The organism is Paenibacillus lutimineralis (assembly GCF_003991425.1).
In the GTDB taxonomy this organism is placed as follows: Bacteria; Bacillota; Bacilli; order Paenibacillales; family Paenibacillaceae; genus Fontibacillus; species Fontibacillus lutimineralis.
This window is the reverse complement of the sequence record NZ_CP034346.1, coordinates 3,495,318-3,516,302: the sequence shown is the minus strand read 5'-3', so window position 1 is coordinate 3,516,302 and position 20,985 is coordinate 3,495,318. Positions and strand designations below refer to the sequence as shown.

Annotated in this window: 17 protein-coding genes; 12 read left to right on the top strand and 5 right to left on the bottom strand. The window is 47.9% G+C overall.

The window, feature by feature from the left end:
* Positions 1-5: 5 nt before the first annotated feature.
* Genes EI981_RS15455 through EI981_RS15445 form a run of 3 tightly spaced genes read left to right on the top strand, consistent with a single transcriptional unit; the run spans position 6 to position 3,922 of the window.
* Positions 6-887: a carbohydrate ABC transporter permease gene (locus tag EI981_RS15455; protein ID WP_126999599.1), complete on the top strand. Its 882-nt coding sequence runs from the start codon at positions 6-8 to the stop codon at positions 885-887.
* Positions 888-899: 12 nt separating this feature from the next.
* A complete protein-coding gene (locus EI981_RS15450; RefSeq protein WP_126999597.1) occupies positions 900-2,732 on the top strand; it encodes a sensor histidine kinase in 1,833 nt (610 codons plus the stop codon).
* On the top strand, positions 2,729-3,922 hold the full coding sequence (locus EI981_RS15445; protein WP_126999595.1) for a response regulator: 1,194 nt from the start codon (positions 2,729-2,731) through the stop codon (positions 3,920-3,922). The genes EI981_RS15450 and EI981_RS15445 overlap by 4 nt, the downstream gene beginning before the upstream one ends.
* 116 nt (positions 3,923-4,038) lie before the next feature.
* Here the strand turns inward: EI981_RS15445 and EI981_RS15440 are convergent, their stop codons facing one another.
* Complete coding sequence (locus EI981_RS15440) at positions 4,039-4,626, bottom strand: TetR/AcrR family transcriptional regulator (RefSeq protein ID WP_126999593.1); 588 nt, start codon at positions 4,624-4,626, stop codon at positions 4,039-4,041.
* The gene (locus EI981_RS15435) at positions 4,623-8,855 is read right to left on the bottom strand and encodes a 2-hydroxyacyl-CoA dehydratase (RefSeq protein ID WP_126999591.1); all 4,233 of its coding nucleotides are present in this window, start codon (positions 8,853-8,855) and stop codon (positions 4,623-4,625) included. Before EI981_RS15435 ends, EI981_RS15440 begins: the two co-directional genes overlap by 4 nt.
* Positions 8,856-9,090: 235 nt before the next feature.
* On the opposite strand from EI981_RS15435, the gene EI981_RS15430 reads away from it, so the two are divergent.
* The gene (locus EI981_RS15430; protein WP_126999589.1) at positions 9,091-9,795 is read left to right on the top strand and encodes a DsbA family oxidoreductase; all 705 of its coding nucleotides are present in this window, start codon (positions 9,091-9,093) and stop codon (positions 9,793-9,795) included.
* Positions 9,796-9,912: 117 nt separating this feature from the next.
* Here the strand turns inward: EI981_RS15430 and cls are convergent, their stop codons facing one another.
* Positions 9,913-11,370, bottom strand: a complete 1,458-nt coding sequence (gene cls / locus EI981_RS15425) for a cardiolipin synthase (RefSeq protein ID WP_126999587.1) — start codon at positions 11,368-11,370, stop codon at positions 9,913-9,915.
* 617 nt (positions 11,371-11,987) lie between these two features.
* Here cls and rsgA point away from each other — a divergent pair.
* The 3 genes from rsgA to EI981_RS15410 all read left to right on the top strand — a co-directional run bounded on the left by rsgA (position 11,988) and on the right by EI981_RS15410 (position 14,391).
* Positions 11,988-13,094 carry a ribosome small subunit-dependent GTPase A gene (gene rsgA / locus EI981_RS15420; RefSeq protein WP_193556375.1) on the top strand — a complete coding sequence of 369 codons (1,107 nt, stop codon included), beginning with the start codon at positions 11,988-11,990 and terminating at the stop codon, positions 13,092-13,094.
* Between the two features lie 107 nt (positions 13,095-13,201).
* Positions 13,202-13,474: a hypothetical protein gene (locus tag EI981_RS15415; protein WP_126999585.1), complete on the top strand. Its 273-nt coding sequence runs from the start codon at positions 13,202-13,204 to the stop codon at positions 13,472-13,474.
* 179 nt (positions 13,475-13,653) lie between these two features.
* Positions 13,654-14,391, top strand: coding sequence for a tyrosine-protein phosphatase (locus EI981_RS15410; RefSeq protein WP_162616189.1), 738 nt, complete (start codon positions 13,654-13,656; stop codon positions 14,389-14,391).
* 79 nt (positions 14,392-14,470) lie between these two features.
* Here the strand turns inward: EI981_RS15410 and EI981_RS15405 are convergent, their stop codons facing one another.
* Positions 14,471-15,310: a helix-turn-helix transcriptional regulator gene (locus EI981_RS15405; protein WP_127004720.1), complete on the bottom strand. Its 840-nt coding sequence runs from the start codon at positions 15,308-15,310 to the stop codon at positions 14,471-14,473.
* Positions 15,311-15,463: 153 nt separating this feature from the next.
* Between EI981_RS15405 and fabF the strand changes: the two genes are divergently transcribed.
* Positions 15,464-16,699 (top strand): beta-ketoacyl-ACP synthase II, encoded by a 1,236-nt coding sequence (fabF, locus tag EI981_RS15400; RefSeq protein ID WP_126999581.1) that lies wholly within the window; start codon positions 15,464-15,466, stop codon positions 16,697-16,699.
* Between the two features lie 40 nt (positions 16,700-16,739).
* On the opposite strand, the gene EI981_RS15395 is transcribed toward fabF, so the two are convergent.
* A complete protein-coding gene (locus EI981_RS15395; protein ID WP_126999579.1) occupies positions 16,740-17,648 on the bottom strand; it encodes a cation diffusion facilitator family transporter in 909 nt (302 codons plus the stop codon).
* A 246-nt stretch (positions 17,649-17,894) separates the two neighbouring features.
* Here EI981_RS15395 and EI981_RS15390 point away from each other — a divergent pair, with 246 nt between their 5' ends.
* The 4 genes from EI981_RS15390 to EI981_RS15375 all read left to right on the top strand — a co-directional run bounded on the left by EI981_RS15390 (position 17,895) and on the right by EI981_RS15375 (position 20,942).
* Positions 17,895-18,923: a UDP-N-acetylmuramate dehydrogenase gene (locus EI981_RS15390; RefSeq protein ID WP_126999577.1), complete on the top strand. Its 1,029-nt coding sequence runs from the start codon at positions 17,895-17,897 to the stop codon at positions 18,921-18,923.
* 111 nt (positions 18,924-19,034) lie between these two features.
* Positions 19,035-19,517 (top strand): GNAT family N-acetyltransferase, encoded by a 483-nt coding sequence (locus EI981_RS15385; protein ID WP_126999575.1) that lies wholly within the window; start codon positions 19,035-19,037, stop codon positions 19,515-19,517.
* Complete coding sequence (locus EI981_RS15380) at positions 19,514-20,290, top strand: HAD family hydrolase (protein ID WP_126999573.1); 777 nt, start codon at positions 19,514-19,516, stop codon at positions 20,288-20,290. The genes EI981_RS15385 and EI981_RS15380 overlap by 4 nt, the downstream gene beginning before the upstream one ends.
* A 274-nt stretch (positions 20,291-20,564) precedes the next feature.
* Positions 20,565-20,942 (top strand): hypothetical protein, encoded by a 378-nt coding sequence (locus tag EI981_RS15375; RefSeq protein WP_126999571.1) that lies wholly within the window; start codon positions 20,565-20,567, stop codon positions 20,940-20,942.
* Positions 20,943-20,985: the final 43 nt, after the last annotated feature.

Below are 20,985 nucleotides of genomic sequence, written 5' to 3'. Positions count from 1 at the left end.
ATAAGATGAGTCACACGGCACCTGTTCTGCGGAAACCAACTGTGCGGAATTATAGACGCAGACGCTTCTCAGTCACGACTTCCATCGTCTATGTGGTCTTCGTGATTCTGATCGTTACTCAGCTCTATCCTTTGCTGTGGTTGCTGATCTATTCCTTGAAGACGAATGAGGAGATTCTCTCCGGAAGCTTCTTCGCCTTGCCAGCCAGTCTGCAATGGCAGAATTACAGCGATGCGCTCGGAGGCGGGCAGTATTTTCGCTATTTGCTGAATAGTCTATTCGTTACTTCTGTCACGATGATCTGTGTTATTGTACTTGCTTCGTTGACTGGATTCGCCATTGCCAGATTCCGTTGGAGATTTGCAAATGCGGTATTGATGGTGTTCCTCGTTGGGATGATGATCCCTATGCAGGGAACTTTGCTTCCGCTGATGATCATTTTCAAGCATCTGGGCATTCTGAATACGCATTTATCGCTAATCTTACCTTATATGGCTTTCCAGACTCCGATTGCCGTCTTTATCATTAGCGGGTTCATGAGGTCGATTCCTCATGAGATCGAAGAATCAGCTATTGTTGATGGATCGGGCATATTCCGGATTTATTGGAATATCGCTCTTCCAATATCTGTTCCGCCGATCATGACCGTCTGCATACTTACCTTCATTAACATTTGGAACGAATACATCCTGGCAGCCACCTTCGTTACGGCTGAACGGTTAAAAACACTACCTTTTGGCGTATACAGCTTCGTCAGCCAGTATTCAGTCAATTATGGGGGAATTGGGGCCTTCCTCGTGCTCGGAGCATTGCCTGTCATCCTGATCTACTTCCTGCTTGCAGAGAAGATTACGAAAGGGATGGTCGCCGGAGCAGTCAAGGGGTAAAATAGGTTTACTATGAGAAGCTTCCGTTCAATCCATAACCGTCTATTTCTACTATTATTAGTAGGTATGCTAGCTTTAGTGTTAATTACGACTTATTTATACTATCAACGGGCGACCGAGCAAATTCGAACCAAGGTTAGTGACATTGCAGAGAAGAACATGTCCCAGACCGCAGGGTTATTTGATTTGCTGCTAAAAAGCTATGACAGCGTCACTAAATCTCTGAACAGCAATACGGAGTTGATTCGCCTCCTGCAGGATCGTGGAAATAAAGATAATCCGGTGGTACAAGTCAATAATGATCAGCGGATTACCGATACATTAGGGGCGATCTTCTATTCGCGTGATGATATCGTGGGTATCCATATCGTTACCTATTCCGGCCGGGTATACAGTTACGAACGCTCTATGGGTGGAATGGTTCGCGAATATGCAGAGACGGCCTGGTTCCGAATACTCCGTCAGTCTTCCGGGGAGATGAAATGGCTGGGGGTGTACCCTCAGTCGCTGATGAGCGGAGGATTCGACAAGCCGGTCTTCGCCTTTGGTCGTCAGCTGTTCGAGCTGACCGAGCTTAAGCAAATCGGCATCGTGCTGATCGAGACGGATGCTTCCGCGATTATCTCCGCGTTATCCAATGCCAGTCTGGGCGCAGACAGCATTGTGGCAATCCGTGATGAGCATGGAATGGAGATCATCAGTACTGCCCAGGGCGGAGAGAAGACGGGCATTCCACAGGATTGGCCCTCTACAGCTCGCATCGACGGTATACGAATTCAAGAAATGAACGGCTCTCTGCTTACGGCAGCGCCGATTCAGAAGCCGGAATGGACATTGATCAGTCAGACACCGATGTCGGATATGCAGCTTGAATTGAAGAAGACAAGACAGTATCTAATGTCTGTCGTGATTGGCGTTATTATCGCCGCTACATTCCTGGCCGGCTTCATCTCGCGGACCTTCTCCCTGCCATTCAAGCGACTGATCCGTCAAATGAAGCAGGTAGAGATGGGTAACTTCCACGGGGAAGTGAAGGCCGGCTCCTATGAAGAGATTAATGTGCTTGTCGCTTCCTTCAACCGGATGGTCGGACGAATCGACGAACTGATCGAGCGGATTAAGCTGGCCTCGATTAGCGAGAAGAATGCCCAGCTTCAGGCGCTTCAGACCCAGGTGAACCCACATTTCCTATTCAATACGCTCGATATGATCTATTGGATGCTGGATGAACGGGAGAATGACCGTTTGGGCCGGGTTATCCTGGCCTTATCCCGAATGTTCCGCTATAACAGCGAATGGGAGGAAGGAGCCAGTTCCACGCTTGGCAATGAGTTGGAGCAAATGCGTAATTACTTAACGATCATCGAGACTCGTCTGGGTGAGAGACTGCATGTAAATATTTCTGTTCCGCCGCAGCATCTGGATTCAATAATTCCGAAAATGACGCTGCAGCCGATCATTGAGAATGCTGTAAAATATGGGCTTGAACCGATGGCACAGCCGGGTACGCTACATGTCTATAGCGAAGAGTGCGACGACCGCCTGCTGTTGATCGTTAAGGATGATGGGGTGGGCATGGACGCGTCAACACTGGAGCGACTCTCAGCCATATTACTTCCAGGCCGCAGTGGAAGCGAGAACGAGTTGGAGCCGCAAATGAAGGCGATGGAGCAGGATGAGAGATTGGCAGCAAGCCGCCGCGGAATAGGTCTCTTTAACGTTGATCAAAGATTGAGGCTGATGTTCGGCGAGCCCTATGGTCTCATTCTACATAGTGAATCAGGGCAAGGAACCAAAGTTATTGTTGTGATGCCGAAATCCGAAACGAGAGGAGCAGAGGTATGAACATTTTGGTAGTTGATGATGAGAGCATTATCCGCGAAGGGATACAGCGCACGCTATCTCATCATTTTCCTGAACATTCGGTTCATTTGGCTGCAAAAGCGGATGAAGCGGCTTGGCTGCTCAGAACCGAGTCCATTGACCTTGTCTTGACGGATGTACGAATGCCTGGCATGACAGGGCTCGAACTGATGGAACTCTCTCGCAGCAGACACCCTCAGGTCAAATGGGTTGTCATCTCGGCTTATTCCGAATTCGCCTATGCCCGTGAAGCGGTACGCCTCGGCGCTCGGGATTACTTGCTTAAGCCGATCGGCAAGGAAGCACTAATCGATATGGTGGAGCAGCTTAGCGCAGAAATTGAGCAGAGCACGATGCGATCCAAGGAGTCACATCTGCTGAGGCAGAATGTGCGCTTGCTGCGGGAAGGAGCACTAACCCGGCTGATTACTGGTTTGGATCTCGGCGGTATCGATTTGAACACGCTGCTGGAGGAGCCATCTTATTTCTATCTGGTTATGGTACGAATCGAACAGAAGCGGTCCGGACATCTGGAGCATTTCATCGTGGAAAACGTATTAACGGAGTTGATCGACAATTTCGGCCATGGCGTTGTGGCCAGCGCTTCGCTCTGTCATCTCGTAGGTTTGGTGACGCCGAATTTACCACACCAGCTGCCTGTGCTGCTTGGTGAACTGAAGACACAACTGAAGCGCTGTTTGAACGTTCCGTTCCAGATCATTGCATCGGAGGAGTTGGACAATTTCTCACTCATTCCGAGACAGGTAGCGCTTCTGAGTAGAGCGGCAATGGATCAATTCAGCGAGCCTGATCATGATAATCATAACAATGAGGCCATTGAACTGGCGCTTAAATATATCCGGGCTCACTATCAGGAGGAACTTACTCTTGAGAAAGTGTCGTCTGTCGTCTTTCTAAATCCGGTCTATTTTAGCCAGTTGTTTAAACAGAAGACGGGACATGGGTTTAAGGACTATATCATCCATCTGCGAATGGAGGAAGCACGGCACTTACTGCGCCAACCGGGCTTGAAAATTTCTGATGTCGCGGAGAGAGTCGGCTATCAGGATATGAGACATTTCTCCCAGGTGTTCCGTCGTAAATATAACATGACCCCAAGCGATTATCGCCAGCAGCTAGGCGACTCCGAGGAGGGACATCGCCTATCCTAGAGCTAGTGGGCGTAGGCCTCATAGATACAAATAATAAACGAGTACCGCAAAAAACCGGGGTATCCCTTATTTTAATAGGGGATACCCCGGTTTAACTTTAAGAATGCCTAATGAGCTTATGACATTTTACTTAGAATCTCTGCTACCTGCTGTTCAAGATCGGGCATAGGGCAATGATACATCGGACCGATCAGCGGCTCCATCAGGATCGGGAAGAGTAGAGCTCCAAAAATTTGCACGCTAGTTAGAATCAGCTTGTCCGTATCCAGCTCATTCGTCATTTCTTTCAAGACATCTGTTACTTTGGGAAATCCCATTGTCTTAACAAAATGAGCAAATTCAAATTGGGAGTCGAACGGGAAGCTGCTATGTCTTATAATTTGCCTCAGAAGCTCCGGATATTTCTGAAAGGTTCTGGCGTATTCGGTCAGGAAGATCTCCATGCGCTCCTTAGCGGGCAGGTCCGCTTGATCCAGAATGGAGAAGCAGCCCTTATATGAGTTCAGAATCAACTTGATCGTCTCGTTCAACAGCTTATCCTTAGAACCGAAATAGTAATTCACCATCGCAATATTTACGTTCGCCAGTGCCGCGATTTTCCTTGTCGTTACGGCTTCAAAGCCTGTCTGCATAATATAATCATGAGTGACCTTTAAAATATGCTCTTTCGTTGATAATTCTTGTTCTTTAGATGACTGCTTCATAGGTTCACCCCGGCTCGTTCAATATTTTTAAATGCTGTGGCTAGCATCAGCTTCAGACGGTTGATCTGGTTGACCTCAGTTTCGCTAGCGTCATAGTCAATCGCTGTAATGTTAGCCGCTGGATACAATTCCTTAAGGCCCTTAAGCATTCCTCGACCAGTAACATGATTCGGCAAGCAGGCGAATGGCTGAATGCAGGCGATATTCGTTACTCCGCTCTCAATCAGCTCCATCATCTCCGCGGTCAGGAACCAGCCTTCTCCGGCTTGATTGCCGATAGATAGCAGCCGACTCGCCTTATCGGCCAGCTCGAAGATCGTTAGCGGCGCGGTAAAGCGCTCGCTGAGCAGCAGTGCATCCTTGAGCGGCTTGCGGAACTGCTCCAGGAAATAAATCGCGCTGCGTCCGCCAGCGATCCCCAGCTTGCTCTTGCCGAGATGCTGGCCCTTGTACATTGGCCCGTAGCTGCAGTACAGGAAGAAGTCGAGAATATCGGGAATCGCTGCTTCTGCACCTTCCTGTTCAATGAGCTCCACGATATGGTTATTAGCTCCGGGATGGAATTTGACGAGTATCTCGCCGACGACACCAATCCGAGGCTTACGCTTATCCGCAATCGGCAAAGAGTCGAATTCCTGTACGAGTCGGGCGAGATTGGTTCTGTAGATTCGGAAGCTGAAATTGTATAGCGAAGCCCGGCAAATGTCCATCCATTTACGGAACAGGTCATCGGTGCTGCCCGGTTGAAGCTCGTATGGGCGGACACGGTTTCTGGCCCTCATTAGGGCATCGCCATAAACGGTAGCCGCAATCAACTTCTTGATCAGGCCTAGCGAGAATTCAAAGCCCGGATGCTTCTCAAGGCCTACCGCGTTCAGTGAGATGACTGGAATCTGCTCCAGGCCGGCATCCTTTAGCGCTTTGCGCAGCAGGGCGATATAATTCGTAGCGCGGCAAGCCCCTCCGGTCTGAGACATAATAACTGCCGTGCGATTGACATCATATTTGCCGCTTCTCAGCGCATGAACGAGCTGGCCAATGGTCAGGATCGCCGGGTAGCAGGCATCATTATTCACGAAGCGCAGCCCTTCATCGATCGTATCGGTCGTGACTTCTGGTATCAGCTCAGCCCGATAGCCCTCGCTGTTCAGCACCGCCTCATATAATTCAAAATGAATAGGAGACATTTGTGGGATCAGAATAGTATAATTCTGCTTCATCTCCTTCGTGAACAGGAGGGTACTGCTTGTCATGGTCTCTGTGCGATCCGCTGTTATAGTCTTACTCTCGCGCTCTTTCATTGCGGCCAGTAGTGAACGAATTCGAATGCGGGCTGCACCAAGATTGTTTATCTCATCGATCTTGATCATCGTATACATCTTATGGTTACTTTCCAATATCTCCTGAACCATGTCCGCCGTCACCGCATCAAGTCCGCATCCGAATGAATTCAACTGCACAAGCTCGACCTCAGCACGCTTGGCAACCACCCTGGCAGCGCGATAGAGACGGGAATGATAGGTCCACTGATTGACAACACGCAGATCATTGGCGGGCTCGGCAAGATGGGCGATAGAATCTTCTGTTAATACCGCCAACCCGTACGTATTGATCAACTCAGGGATCCCATGGTGGATCTCCGGATCAACATGATAGGGTCTGCCAGCAAGCACAATCCCCTTCGTCCCGGTCTCCTCCAGGAAATGCAGCGTTTCCTCACCCTTGCGGCGAATATCCTGCCGTACTGTATCTGCTTCTGTAAGAGCGGCATCAACGGCTTCATTAATCTCTTTGCTCGAAATTCGTGGAAAAGTATTTGCCAGCTCTTTCTTGAGTGACTTCGGGTTATCCAAAGTCAGGAATGCTTGAACATATGGAATTCCTGCCTCTTTGAGTCGATCCATGTTAACGCGGATCACTTCGGGATAGGAGGTGACCACCGGACAGTTGAAATGATTCCTCGCTTCTTCATCTTCTTTGTGCTCATAGACGACCGAAGGGTAGAAGATGATACCCACCTTCTGGTCTATCAGGCTATCCACATGGCCATGAGTTAATTTCGCAGGATAGCAGACTGATTCAGAGGGGATCGATTCCATGCCCCGCTCATACAGTTTCTTGCTGGAACGAGGGGAGAGGATCACACGGTAACCCAGCTTTGTGAAGAAGGTGTGCCAGAATGGATAATTCTCATACATATTGAGAACTCTTGGAATCCCGACCGTACCGCGTGATGCTTCTTCAACCGACAGTGATTCATAGCCGAAGATCCGGTCATACTTATATTGATAAAGATTAGGCAGATTGCTTTTCTCTTTGCGCATTCCGGCGCCGCGTTCACAGCGATTACCGGTGATGAAGAATCGCTTGTCTTGGAAGCGATTGATCGTCAGGGAACAGTTATTGCCGCATAGACCGCAGCGGCTATGTGATACCGAGCAGGTGAATTCCCCAAGCTCGGATAGTGTTAACAATGCGCTTGATCCGTCCTTGTATTGTTCCTTGGCGATCAAAGCGCAGCCATAGGCGCCCATCATCCCGGCGATATCCGGACGAACAACCTGTTTGCCAATCAGCAGCTCGAAGGCTCTTAGAACCGCTTCATTGTAGAATGTCCCGCCTTGAACGATGATGTTCTCACCGAGTTCCTCGGTATTACGCAGCTTCAGCACTTTCTGGATCGCATTCTTGATGACGGAATAGGAGAGCCCGGCAGATAGATTAGCCAAGGAGACACCTTCTTTCTGTACCTGCTTCACCTTGGAGTTCATAAATACGGTGCAGCGAGAGCCCAGGTCAACCGGCTCATCGGCAAGCAGCGCAGCTTCGGCGAATTGCTTGATAGGAACGTTAAGCGAACCGGAGAAGCTCTCCAGGAAGGAGCCGCATCCGGCGGAACAGGCTTCGTTCAGCATCAGTCCATCGATCGCTCCGTTCTTGATCTTGATGCATTTCATGTCCTGTCCTCCGATATCGAGGATAAAATCCACGTCAGGAGAGAAGCGAGCTGCCGCTTTATAGTGGGCGACCGTCTCGATTTCTCCGATATCGATCTTGAACGCAGCTTTGATCAATCCCTCACCATAGCCCGTTACCGCGGCATTGGCGATGTAGACATCGCTTGAAAGCTCACGATACATAGCTTGCAGACCGCTGCGTACCGATTCAAGTGGATTCCCATGATTGCTGTCGTAGAACGTATAGAGCAGCTCATCCTCCGTTCCGCTCAGTACGATCTTGGTCGTCGTGGAACCCGCATCGATCCCTAGGAAGAGGGGGCCTCGATAGCTTGAGAGTTCCCCCTTGAGGACCGAGGCTTGCGCATGGCGCTCACGGAACTGTTGCAGTTCCAATTCATCTTGAAATAGGCGGGGAAGGGCGGCGGTGCTGCGGCTCCTGCCCTTCATCGTGAAGCTCTCAAAGCGCGAGCATAGATCACTGATTGCAATCGGCTCATTCCCGCGGCTCTTGATGGCTGCACCTAATGCCACGAAATACAGACTGTTCTCGGGGAAAATGACCGCTTCATCGGCGATCTTTAGCGTCTCAGCGAAGCGCTGACGCAGCTCAGATAAATAAGTCAGTGGGCCACCGAGAAAGGCGACATTGCCGCGGATTGGACGGCCGCAGGCCAGACCGCTGATCGTCTGTGTAACGACACTCTGGAATACGGAGGCGGCGATATCCTCCTTGCGAGCACCTTCATTGAGCAGTGGCTGCACATCGGTCTTGGCGAATACGCCGCAGCGGGAAGCGATCGGATAGATCGTCTTGCAGCCTTTAGCCAGCTCGTTCATTCCCTCCGCATCCGTCTTCAGCAACGCGGCGATCTGGTCAATGAAAGCACCGGTGCCTCCGGCGCAGGCGGAATTCATTCGCTGCTCCAGGCCACCAGTGAAGTAAATGATTTTCGCATCCTCGCCACCAAGCTCAATGACAACATCTGTCTTGGGTATGTATTGCTCGACGGCCTCAGTGCAGGCGATAACCTCCTGAACGAAGGGCAGTCTCACATGTTCTGCCAATGATAGTCCTGCAGAACCAGCTATGTTCATCGATACGGAAGCGTCCGGAAATTCCGACTTCAGTTCATTTAGCATTTGTAATGTCGTACCTTTAACATCCGAATAATGTCTGCTGTATCTCTGATGTATGATCTCGCCATTCGCTGTAATGGCAACCAGTTTAGTTGTAGTTGAACCAATATCCAGTCCAATGTGAAGTAGCATACAATAGGGTCTCCTTCAAACTGTGATTTAAACGTTGTTTAACGCGAATATAGCATCGGGACTTTGGTCACGTCTGTAAAAAAAGGCACAATCATTTTGTATTAATTAATTTAAGGTACTGTAGTTTTGTAAGTTTATGCTTTATAATGTAATTGTCATAGTTACAGCTATGACGCGTATGTCATAGACAATGGTGTCTCGGCATAAGGTCGGGAATAAATAAGGAGGATTTAGGATGAAAGTTGAAGTGTGGTCAGATATTGCTTGTCCTTTTTGCTATATAGGAAAACGCAAGTTTGAACAGGCGCTAGAGCAGTTCCCTCATAAAGATCAGGTGGAGCTCGTCTTCAAGAGCTTCCAGCTCGATCCAAATGCGCCGAAGCAATATGACGAATCGATGGACGAGATGCTTGCACATAAATATGGCATTTCCGTTGAACAAGCTAGAGGAATGAATGAACAGGTTTCCGCGCAGGCGCATGAAGTCGGATTGGATTATCATCTTGATACGGCGGTTATGACGAACACGCTTGATGCGCACCGCGTCAGTCATTATGCCGATACGAAGGGCAAGAGCAAGGAGATGATGGAGCGTCTTCTGTCTGCGTATTTCACCGAATCGAAGCATGTCGGGGATCACGATGTATTGGCCAGCTTAGCTGCTGAGGTTGGGCTGGATGCCGATGAAGTTAAGCAAATGCTGGCTGGAGACGAATACGAAGAGCAAGTAATCGGCGATCAGCAGGAAGGGGCAAACCTTGGTGTTCAAGCGGTGCCATTCTTCGTACTGAACCGCAAGTATGCGGTACGCGGAGCACAGCCTGTGGAAGCCTTTCTGGGCGCTCTGAATCAAGTATGGGAAGAGGAGAATCCTAAGACGAAACTCGACGTCCTCGGTCCTGACGGTGCAGCTTGCACAGATGACTCCTGCTCGTTGTAAGTAAGATAGGATAGTGTTAATACAAAAGCCAACCGATGATTAGCAGAAGCTGATCATTAGGTTGGCTTTTTGTTTGTGCTCATTTGCTATGAGGCTAAGTATGTTAGGTCCTCTTCGCTACAGAATTGGGGATATCAAGCGAGAAATAGATTCCTTCATACGTACCAATCTTGGACGATGCTCGTAATCTTCTTCAGTCAGCAAGATGGAGTCTTTGACGTCCTCCATGAATATATCTCTTAGCTTCTTAGCGGTAGCTTCATGATAAATAAATGCATTCACTTCAAAGTTCAAGCGGAAGCTGCGATAATCCATATTTGCGGTTCCGACCGATGAAATCTCATTATCTACGACAATCGTCTTGGCATGGATAAAGCCTTTTTTGTAGAGATAGACCTTGACGCCAAGCTGCAGCATTTCCCCGATATGAGACAAAGTAGCCCAGTAAATAAACGGATGATCCGGCTTATCCGGGATCATGATATTGACATCCACGCCGGATAGCGAGGCGATTCGCAGCGCATCAAAGACACTAGGGTCCGGAACGAAGTAAGGAGTCTGGATGTAGATGGAGTGCTTGGCGGACATGATCATTTTAATGTAACCGTTCTTGATATGCTCTAGTCTGGAATCGGGACCACTGGTAACAATCTGCATACCTACCTGATCTTTTGTCTCTATCTCCGGGAACAGACTAGGTTCGTATGTAATCTCGTTATGCTGCGATGCTTGACTCCAGTCGAGAATGAAGCGAATTTGCATCGCATATACCGCGCTGCCTTGGACTCGCAGATGAGTATCGCGCCAGTAGCCGAATTTCTTCTTCATTCCGAGGTATTCATCCCCGACGTTGAAGCCACCGACGTATCCAATCTGGCCGTCAATAATGACGAGCTTGCGGTGATTACGGTAGTTAATTCTCAGGTTGATAAGATGTAGCTTGGAAGGAAAGAATGCTTCTGCCTCGCCACCAGCTGCGAAGAATTCCTTGAAGAAGCCCTTGGTTAACTGCCTAGAGCCAAGCTCATCATACAGCAGACGAACCTTGACGCCTTGTCTTGCTTTTTCTGTTAGCAGATCAAGAAATTCCTTGCCCAGATGATCTCGACGGAAAATATAATACTGGACATGCACCGATTCCTGCGCCTCTCTAATGTCCTGGAAGAGCCGGTCGAATTTTTCCCTTCCATCTGTAAAAATATCGATCTCATTATCTTCAGTCAGCAATGCGTGATTCTCGTTCAAATGCATGTAAATGAGATCGTCATATTTCTTGGAAACCTCATTCTTGAACTGAAAACGGCTTGATTGGATGCTCCCCATCTGTGTGAGTAAGATTTGCTCATAGTGCAGCTTTTTGAAATCATCCCAATGAAAAAGTCGGATCTTGCGAAAATCCTGTGCAAATAACAGGTACAGAATGAATCCGAGGACAGGGATGAAGGAGAGGACGAGGAGCCAGGCCCATGTCGAGCCGATATCTTTCCTCTCCTTAAAGACAATGACGAGACCGAACAGAATGTTCAGTACAAAGATAATACCGGCGACGACAGTAATCATGGAAGAAATGCTCATAACAATTCCAATAAGTCCTCCTGCAACTAGTTTGTAATATTGTGATGATTATGCCACATCATTATACTTGAGCCTCTCTCCAAAAGACAACCTCCAAGAGCTTTTCTTAAAGTTCACCTCAGATCACGAGAGTAATACCAATAGATGACTATAATTATTTTGTCCATTGACTTCTCATAGGACTTTCCGATAAACTATGGGAAATTGTTGAAGGAGGCGATGTTATATGAGTAACCGGATAAATGCTGTATATGTTGCTTATAAAATTACGTCTCCCGAACGGATATTTGTCCTCTGATCGCAGTGCTTGCCCGTTTTGTCTCATTACTTAAAACGCAGGCAAGTTTTGATTTTATCAGATAGGCATAAAGCTTGAGCATCCGTAGAGGGATTTCTGCGGATGCTCTTTTTGGTATGTGCTTATATCGATTCAGCGTTACGGTGATCGACAGTTGCGAAATGCTTCGAAATGGAGTTAAGGTGACTAGGGAATGGGTCATTTCTCTACTGTTTATCGTAATTGATGAGTAAATATGTGCCCCCCGGGAAGCTGCAGCGCAGGGATACGCTTGCGGATCTCTTGATCTGTCGGGAGAACACGAAAGGGAGAACATTATTTGGAGAATCATCAATTAGAAGCATTCGGATGGACTGCGGAATGGCAGCCTAAATGGAAAAATATTACTGAGCAATCCATTGTAAAAGGCCAAATGGAGCCTGCGAGGATTGTAGCAGATCATGGCCAGAAGTATGAGATTAGAAGTGAGCGGGGGACGAGTTGGGCTACCTTATCCGGCAAAGCCCGCCTAAAAGCCAGTGAGCTGAGAAGCTATCCCGGCGTCGGGGACTGGGTCGCGGTGAAAATGATGAATGAGGGCGATGATGCGATTATCCATGAGATTGTGGATCGTAAGAGCCTGATTGCTAGGCAAGCGGCGGGGTTTGAGACGAAGGAGCAGATTATAGCGGCTAATGTAGACACCCTGTTTATCGTCTGTGCGCTTAACCATGACTTTAATGTCCGCCGCTTAGAACGATATTTAATCATGGCCTGGAATAGCGGGGTCAATCCGGTGATTGTTCTAAGCAAGAGCGACCTCTGTGATGATATTTCGTCCTACATCGCCGAGACAGAACTGATCGCCCCTGGAGTGCCTATAATTAGCGTATCGGCTCATCTCGGCATCGGAAGGGAGCAGCTCGAGACTTACGTCTACCCAGGTACAACGATAGCTCTGGCGGGTTCATCCGGAAGCGGAAAATCCACGATGATCAACTGGTTGACTGGAGCTGAGCTGCAGCTTACACAGGACGTTCGCGAAGACGATAGCCGTGGACGCCATACGACGACGCATCGGGAGCTGTTCTTGCTGCCGCAGGGCGGTGTGCTTATCGATACGCCAGGGATGAGGGAGCTATCGATCTGGGATGATGATGGCGGCCTAGAGCGTACCTTCGAGGATATCGAGCGATTGAAGGAACAGTGCCAGTTCAGTGATTGCCAGCATAAGCACGAGACAGGCTGTGCGGTACTACAGGCAATAGACGAAGGATCGCTTGACCGGAAGAGACTTGAGAACTACCATAAGATGCAGCGTGAGATTCGATTCCAGATGAGAAAAGAAAGGATCGCAGCGAAGAGAAACGCTGGACGTTCAAGCACAAGCTCCTCCAAATCGGGGAAAAGAAGTCGTCAGGAATGGCGTAAAGAGATCGAGGAATAATTCCTCGATTTCCTTATTTTAGCCGAAGATAATACTAGCGAGGTTAGACATTCACTTTCACAAGTACAAGAAAAACTCAATTCGACTAAACAAGGCGGGGTCTTAACATGACAGAATACATGAAAATGGTAGAAGCAGCTTTAACCGATAAGCAGCCATTAAAATTGATTCTAAAAGGCTGGGTGGAAGAAGGAGTAGGCATTGTCGCTGTCGTTTATGCAACCACAGATTCTAACCATGCTAGAAATCGTTTCGAAGAGTTAACTTCAGCAGCAAACGAGGACATTTACTATATGGTATATAGTGTTCCTTTCGATACGGATTTAACTCAGATTGGGCACTACCCATCGATCGCGATTTCCAAAGAAGATTTTGAATAGATTTAAGAAAGTTAGAATTAAACAAATGTTTGGATTATGCTCCAGCTCCGATGCAGGCATAAAATTGACGGAAGAGATGCGGATTTCCTATAATCTGTAGTAGGAAGCTGCGGATTTGCCTGTTGACTTGCTGATAGGTATCCGACAAGATATGGATCATTTGAAAGGCGGTTATTCTATTGAGAACGTCAACGAACGGCTTGGAACGTCTGCTTAAATTAGACGGAGCTTATAATGTGCGTGATATTGGCGGGTATGAGACAATAACGGGTGGAATTGTACAGCGCGGACGCTTGTTCCGTGCAGATGGTTTGCACCAGCTCTCCTTACGTGACCAAGAGTTGATTCTGGAGCTGGGAGTAAGGGCAGTAATTGATTTACGTTTCAGTGATGAGACGGCAGCTAAGAAGGATGTTTTTGCAGAACATCAAGAGGTCAATTACTATAACATCTCGTTGGTAAATCCAGCGACCACGAAGTTAAGAGATATTCGCAATCTGGGTGATATGTATAAAATTCTGCTAGATACCTCCGGTCCGCTAATCGCCGAAGTATTCAGCCGTATTGCAGAGACGAAGGACGGGTTGTTGTTCCACTGCTCTGCTGGCAAAGATCGGACAGGTGTTGTTGCTGCGCTTCTATTGGATTTGGTAGGAGTACCCCGGGAGACCATTGTTAGCGATTATGCTGAGACAGAGACGAACCTGGCCCCAATTATGGATGAGCTACTGAAGGATCACCCGGCAGAAATGTCGCTGGAGGAGTACCGTGCGTTCATGGGCAGCGCACCTGAAAATATGGAGATCATGCTTGATCACCTCTATTCGGTTTATGGCGGGGCAGAACAATATCTAACCACGAACGGTCTTCGTACGGATGAGATCGAGACGTTAAGACATAAACTGTTACAGGACTAGGTCACAGAATATACGGTACAGTCAAAAACCTGCATTTTTGCAGGTTTTTTGTTGTTCACATAGCTTATCAACGATCTACTCACTGTCTCTCCAGCAGTCTTCTCAGCTTATTTTCTGTATTCGATTCAGGGGCTGGGGTGTAAATGCTGCAGCGCAAATCGGCGTCACCCTGTACCTGGAAAGAGGTGAGATGGAATAACATCTTGCCGGCCTTGGCGTGTCTGAATTCAATCAGCACCTCTGGCGCGGTACTTACTTTGCTCTGCAGCCACAAGGCGTTGAACTCCGGCGCGGCCTCGTTCATTTCAGCAATGAATTGCTCGTACCATTCATCCTCTACGTACTGGCCATAATAAGCGCGGAAGATCGCCAGGAAGCCGCTGACGAAATCTTCCCAATTCACGGCGAGCCGCCGTAATTCCTTCCTCGTAAACAGGAGTGAGATCATATTTCTCTGCTCAAAGGGAATGCTGTCGAAATTGATGAATACCTGAGAAGCAGCCGCATTCCAGGCCACGATATTATAATGGCGGTCCGTAATAATCGCCGGACAGTAGCGCAGCTCCTGAATAATCTTGATCAAAGCAGGGCTAATCTCTGCAAGCTCGTCTTTGGAGCGGGCGGCAAGAGAGACAGGACCCATGGCCAGCGCAAACAGGTATTTCCGTTCGTCAACGGTTAATTGCAGTGCTGTAGCGACACAATCCAATACAGAGGTGGATACCTGAATATCTCTACCTTGCTCTAGCCAGGTGTACCAGGTCGGGCTCACCCCAGCTAGCTGGGCCACTTCTTCTCTGCGTAATCCAGGCGTACGCCGACGCGTACCGTGCGAAAATCCTACGGATTCCGGCGAAATCTTGGCCCGGCTCGCCTTGAGAAATTCCGATAAGGCCTGAAGCCTTCCTTGATCTTTCATCATTCATCCACCCTTCAAGAAGATCGAACTCGCTAGACTAGTAGTCCTTATACTATGATAACACACAACTTGTAATAGCATAATGAAAGTGACAAGATGGATGGTGAGCAAGGTTCTGACCAAGCTGGATCAGATAGAAAGGAAGAATGAACTATGGAACGAGTAGTGATTACAGGAATGGGCGTCATATCGCCTGTCGGAAATGAAGTGGACAGCTTCTGGAACAGTCTTATACAGGGTAAATCAGGAATATCACCTATTGATACATTTGATACTTCAACGCATAAAGCCCGGATTGCCGGGCTTGTAAAAGAGTTCGACGCCGAAGCGGAGTTTGGGCGCAAAGAAGCGAGACGTATGGACCGCTTCTGCCAATTGGCTATGGTTGCTGCGGATCAGGCCGTTAAGGATTCTGGGCTGAATCTGGATGAGCTTGATCCGCTGCGCCTGGGTGTCTATGTCGGTTCGGGCGTAGGCGGGATACAGACACTGATCGACCAACATGATCAGCTGAAGAACAGAGGAGCTCAGCGAGTCAGCCCGACACTGGTGCCGATGATGATCTCTAATATGGCTGCGGCAATGATAAGCATTAAATATGGAGCAACCGGGCCGACCCTCTCTCCAGTAACAGCCTGCTCGATAGGCAATACCGCGATAGGTGAGGCTGCACGGCTGATTCGCTCGGGCGGTGCCGATGTCATTATTTGCGGTGGTACGGAAGCAGCGATTACGGAAATATCACTGGCCAGCTTCGGCAACGCTGGGGCATTATCCAGCCGTAACGATGCACCTGAACAGGCGAGCAGACCGTTCGATCGGGACCGCGATGGCTTCGTGATGTCGGAGGGTGCGGGGATCGTCGTGCTGGAATCGCTAGCCCATGCTCAGCGGAGAAACGCCAGGATTTATGCCGAAGTTATCGGCTATGGAGCAACTTCCGACGCCTATCATATGGTGGCGACTCATCCGGATGGAATCGGAGCGTTCCATGCGATGGAACTGGCGCTGAAGGATGCTGGAATTGAGCCAGGGCAGATTGATGTAATTAGCGCCCATGCGACGAGTACGGAGATAGGGGATATCTCGGAGACGAAGGCGATTAAGAAGCTATTTGGAGCTGCGGCGTATGATGTTCCCGTAACAGCCAATAAATCGATGACAGGCCATTTGCTTGGCGCATCCAGTGCTGTCGAAGCGATCGCTCTCGTTAAGAGTCTGCAGGAGGGCATCATCCCGCCGACGATCAACCTGAACGACCCGGATCCAATCTGCGATTTGGATTATGTTCCTCATAAAGCGAGAAAGAAGGACCTACAGATCGGCTTGTCCAATTCTTTTGGATTCGGCGGACACAATGCAGTCATTGTGTTAAGAAGATTTAATTAATACAAAGAAGAAGAGAGACCGTAATATGAAGCCGGGAGGCTTAGGGTCTCTCTTTATTTATTTTGGAAGCTATATGGATTCCGGCATGCTTCTGCTCATGTTCGGGTTCGACATGTATGAGTATCTGGGCTCGGTTAAAGATGCGTTTTATGGCTGTCTCAATGTTATCGCAAAGCTGGTGCGCAGTTTCTATGTCCATTTTAGAGGGAAGCACGAGGTGAAAGTCGATATATTCCTCAGGGCCGGAGCGCCGGGTACGGAAATCATGGATTTCAATGTACTTGGTTTCGTAGAGAGCAATCGCCTGCAAAATCTGCTCTTCTTCCGCCTCAGATAGTTGAGCATCGATCAATGGGGGGAAGGACTCTTTCATAAGCTTGTAGGCTTCCCACATGATATAGCAGGCGAGCACGATTCCGATCAGAGGATCAAGAATGGTCCAGCCCGTGAGTGCGGCCAGAAACAGGCTGATTCCAACGCCGAGCGAAGTATATACATCGGTAAGGAGATGCAGTGCGTTGGATTTCATCGCTACGGAATGAGTCTCGGCTGCGGCACGCTTTACCTTCATCGATACGACGAAGTTGATCGCTGCGCCGATAAACATGACGATAATTCCGAGATGGGGAAGCTCGACCGGGGAAGGATGAGCCAGCTTCTGCACACATTCATAAATGATCCATAAGCCGGCTACGAAGATGAGCAGCGTCTCGATCGTCCCCGAGATGTTCTCTACTTTTCCATGCCCATACGGATGACCGCGATCTGCGGCACGGCTTGAGATACGAACGGATATAAAGGCGATCAACGAGGCTACCAAGTCCAGAGCAGAATGAATCGCTTCTGAGATGACGGCAACGGAGCCGGTCAGGAAGCCAACAATGAGCTTCAATATGACGATAAAAGTGTTGCTGAACACAGACAGACTGGCTGTTCTGGAACCGTTCATTCAGATCACAACCTTAAAGTTCTTTCTTTTATTGTACAACCTCATTATACTACTCATGTAGTCTCCGTCGAAATTAGCCGCCTTATTCAAACCTTGCGTTCTTATTCCATAGCGCAAATCGGAAATCAAGCACATATCTTGTATAGAGACCTATAACTATATATACTTATAGAGTCCGCTTCATTAGCGGTTTTTCTTTGAATGGCCTCGTTAGAGGTTTTCTTATTGTTGAAAGGAGACTTACCCATGTTTTGGGATCACAGACTAACTCAGATATGCAAAGAAAATGAGAATTTATCGAAATATTCAACTTATGAAATCGGAGGGTTGGCCCGGTTTGTCGCCAAGCCCAGACGCACAGAGGATATTGTCCTATTATTAGATCAAGCTCAATCCAGCGGAATGCAAACGGTCATGTTCGGGATGGGATCAAACTTGCTGCTGCCCGATCATCCCGATCCTGAGACTATATATATATCGATGCGTGACCATATCGAAGTTATGCCAAGAGGAGACCTCCTATATGTGTCGGCAGGAACTCCTTTATCGATGTTATCGCTATTCGGTGATCTCAGCGGCTTCACAGATTTTCACTTCACCTTCCTGCTGCCGGGTACGCTGGGTGGTGGGGTCTACATGAATGCTAAATATTTTGACAATGTGATGTGCGATTATTTAGATACGGTATACTATATCGATCTGGATGCACCGGGAAGAGGAATCCAAAGCATCCATGTAGACGATTGTCAATTTGCTTACAAGCAATCTATCTTCCAGCATCAGCCTTGGTTCATCACTGGAGCTGATTTGAAGCTGAAAACGACAGGAGCAGCCTTTGATTTCGAACGGATCAACGATTATTTGAATCAGCCTTTGGTCAAGGAGAGCATCGATAATTCCAGCTTGGCAAGCTTCTATCGTTTTTATCGCAGTTATTTGTCTTCTTTAGAGCAGGGTAACAAGCCGGTTCCTGAGGCGATGATGAATGTTGTTCTTGACCGGACTGGTAAGAATCATTTCGATTATCCTTCCTGCGGTTCCGTGTTCAAGAACGATTATACGATCGGAACACCGGTCGGTAAGTTAGTAGAGAGCGTCGGGCTTAAGGGAACTGCTCGCGGTAATGCGATGATCTCTCCGGTGCATGGCAATGTCATTCAGAACCGCGGTGGAGCAAAGGCAGTTGATGTGATTGAACTCATCAAAATCGTCCAGGAAGCTCTCCATAAAAGCTTCAATTTCGTTCCCGAACCGGAACTGGTCATTGTAAAGTAAAATAGATGCAGTGTATTATGGAAAAAAGCTCGTATACAAACACGTCTCGACCCGGATTAGAGCATCCAGGCCGAGGCGTTTTTTTTATTTAAAGTTTAGAGGAGGAAAATAATGATTAGATTGTGCAGGGACGAAGATATCGAACAAATGTACCAAATTATTAATGATGCGGCGAGCGCTTACCAGGGGATCATCCCTGATGATCGGTACCATGAACCTTACATGGAACTGAATGAGCTGAGGTCCGAGATCCAGGCTGGAGTCGTGTTCTGGGGCTATGAAGATCAAGGTGAATTAATCGGTGTGATGGGCATTCAGGATAAAGGGGATGTTAGCTTGATTAGGCACGCCTATGTGTTGACTAAGCTTCGTCAGAAGGGAATAGGCAGCCAACTGCTCGCACATTTGAATGAATTAACCGACAAACCGATCCTGATCGGCACTTGGGAAGCTGCGGAATGGGCCATCCGTTTCTACAAGAAGAGCGGATTTGAACTGGTCACCTCAGAGGAAAAGCAAAGGTTGCTCAAGAAATACTGGGACATTCCGGAAAGGCAGATTGAGACATCTGTTGTGCTAAGGAGCAAGCTATGAGATATGCCGCTGTCGTGCTGGATCTGGACGGAACTCTTCTGAATTCAGACAAGCAGGTATCGGATAGGAACTTAAGCGCGCTTCTTCGTTGTCACCGAATAGGGATGAAGGTGATTATCGCTACCGGACGCCCACCACGGGCGGTGAAGCGTTTTCTGCCGGAAGAGCTGTTGGGTGTTAGTTCGTTTATATACTATAACGGGGCCATGATCAGCTGTAGGCATACCGGTATTTCCCACCACGAACCGATTGAAGCATATCTCACCACTGAAGTATTAGATTATTGCCTGAGCCGCAATCCCGGGCTTGATATCAGTCTGGAGGTGGAGGATCAGTGGTTCAGCTTGAAGGAATATGATTATGCGACCTTGATGAGGGTAAAAGGCTACCCAATCGTAAGACCGTTGGAAGAACTCCGTAAGTTTGCCGCAACGAAAATTTTGTTCTCAGGAGATATGGACATCAACCCTTTTCAGGCGAAGTTCGGAGCAGAACTGAACATACTGGTTACAGATCAGGGGCAACTCGTTCAGATTTCATCTAGTAGAGCGTCGAAAGAAAATGCGCTCGTCACCCTATGTCATCGAATGGACATCACGCTGGACCAAGTGATCGTCTTTGGAGACGACATGAATGATATCGGACTGTTTAACGTTTGCGGTCGGTCTATCGCAATGGGAAACGGGGTTGAAGAGTTAAAGCGGCTGTCCGACGAGATTACCGATACTAATGATAATGACGGAGTAGCTATCGTTTTAGATAGAATAGATTAGCATAAATATTCAGCGCCTCAGCCTAAACAATTAGGATTGAGGCTTTTTTTATTTATCAAAAATAGAATAAAAAAATAATTTTGCAAAAAAATGTGATTTCACCAATCTAATGTAATGTAATAGTATGAAAGGAATAATATGTTATAAATGCTAGTGAATGTGACATTTTAAGAGAAAGAGAAACAAGATACTCGCATTTCAGACAGATTAATGATGGGTGCAATTATTAAGTAATATAGAGAATCCAATTTAAAATGAGAGGGATGGTAGATGTATGAAAAATTTTAAAGTTAAAGTTCTAGGTGCTGCAACTGCAATTATGGTAATGGCCTTTGCCGGAAGCGCAAGTGCTGCTTCGGTGAGTACAAGTGAATTTGGGACATTTACTTATACTCTGTCAAAGAGCGGAACAACGGTGACTGCTAATACATCTATTACAAAATATACTTCCTCTACAAGAGTAATTACAAAGTTGGAAGTTCAGGATAATGCAACAGGCACGATGCTGGCCAATGTGGAAAGAACAGTGACCGGCGGCAGCTCGTCATCGATCAGCGCTACCAATCTTACGGCCACGAAACTTGCTGCATTCAGTACGCATGAAGCAAGAGGAAATGGCAGCGTCGCAAAATACTTAGCGAGCACATTCTAATCTTTTAACTAATCAACAAATTCCATAGATGAAAACCGTATTA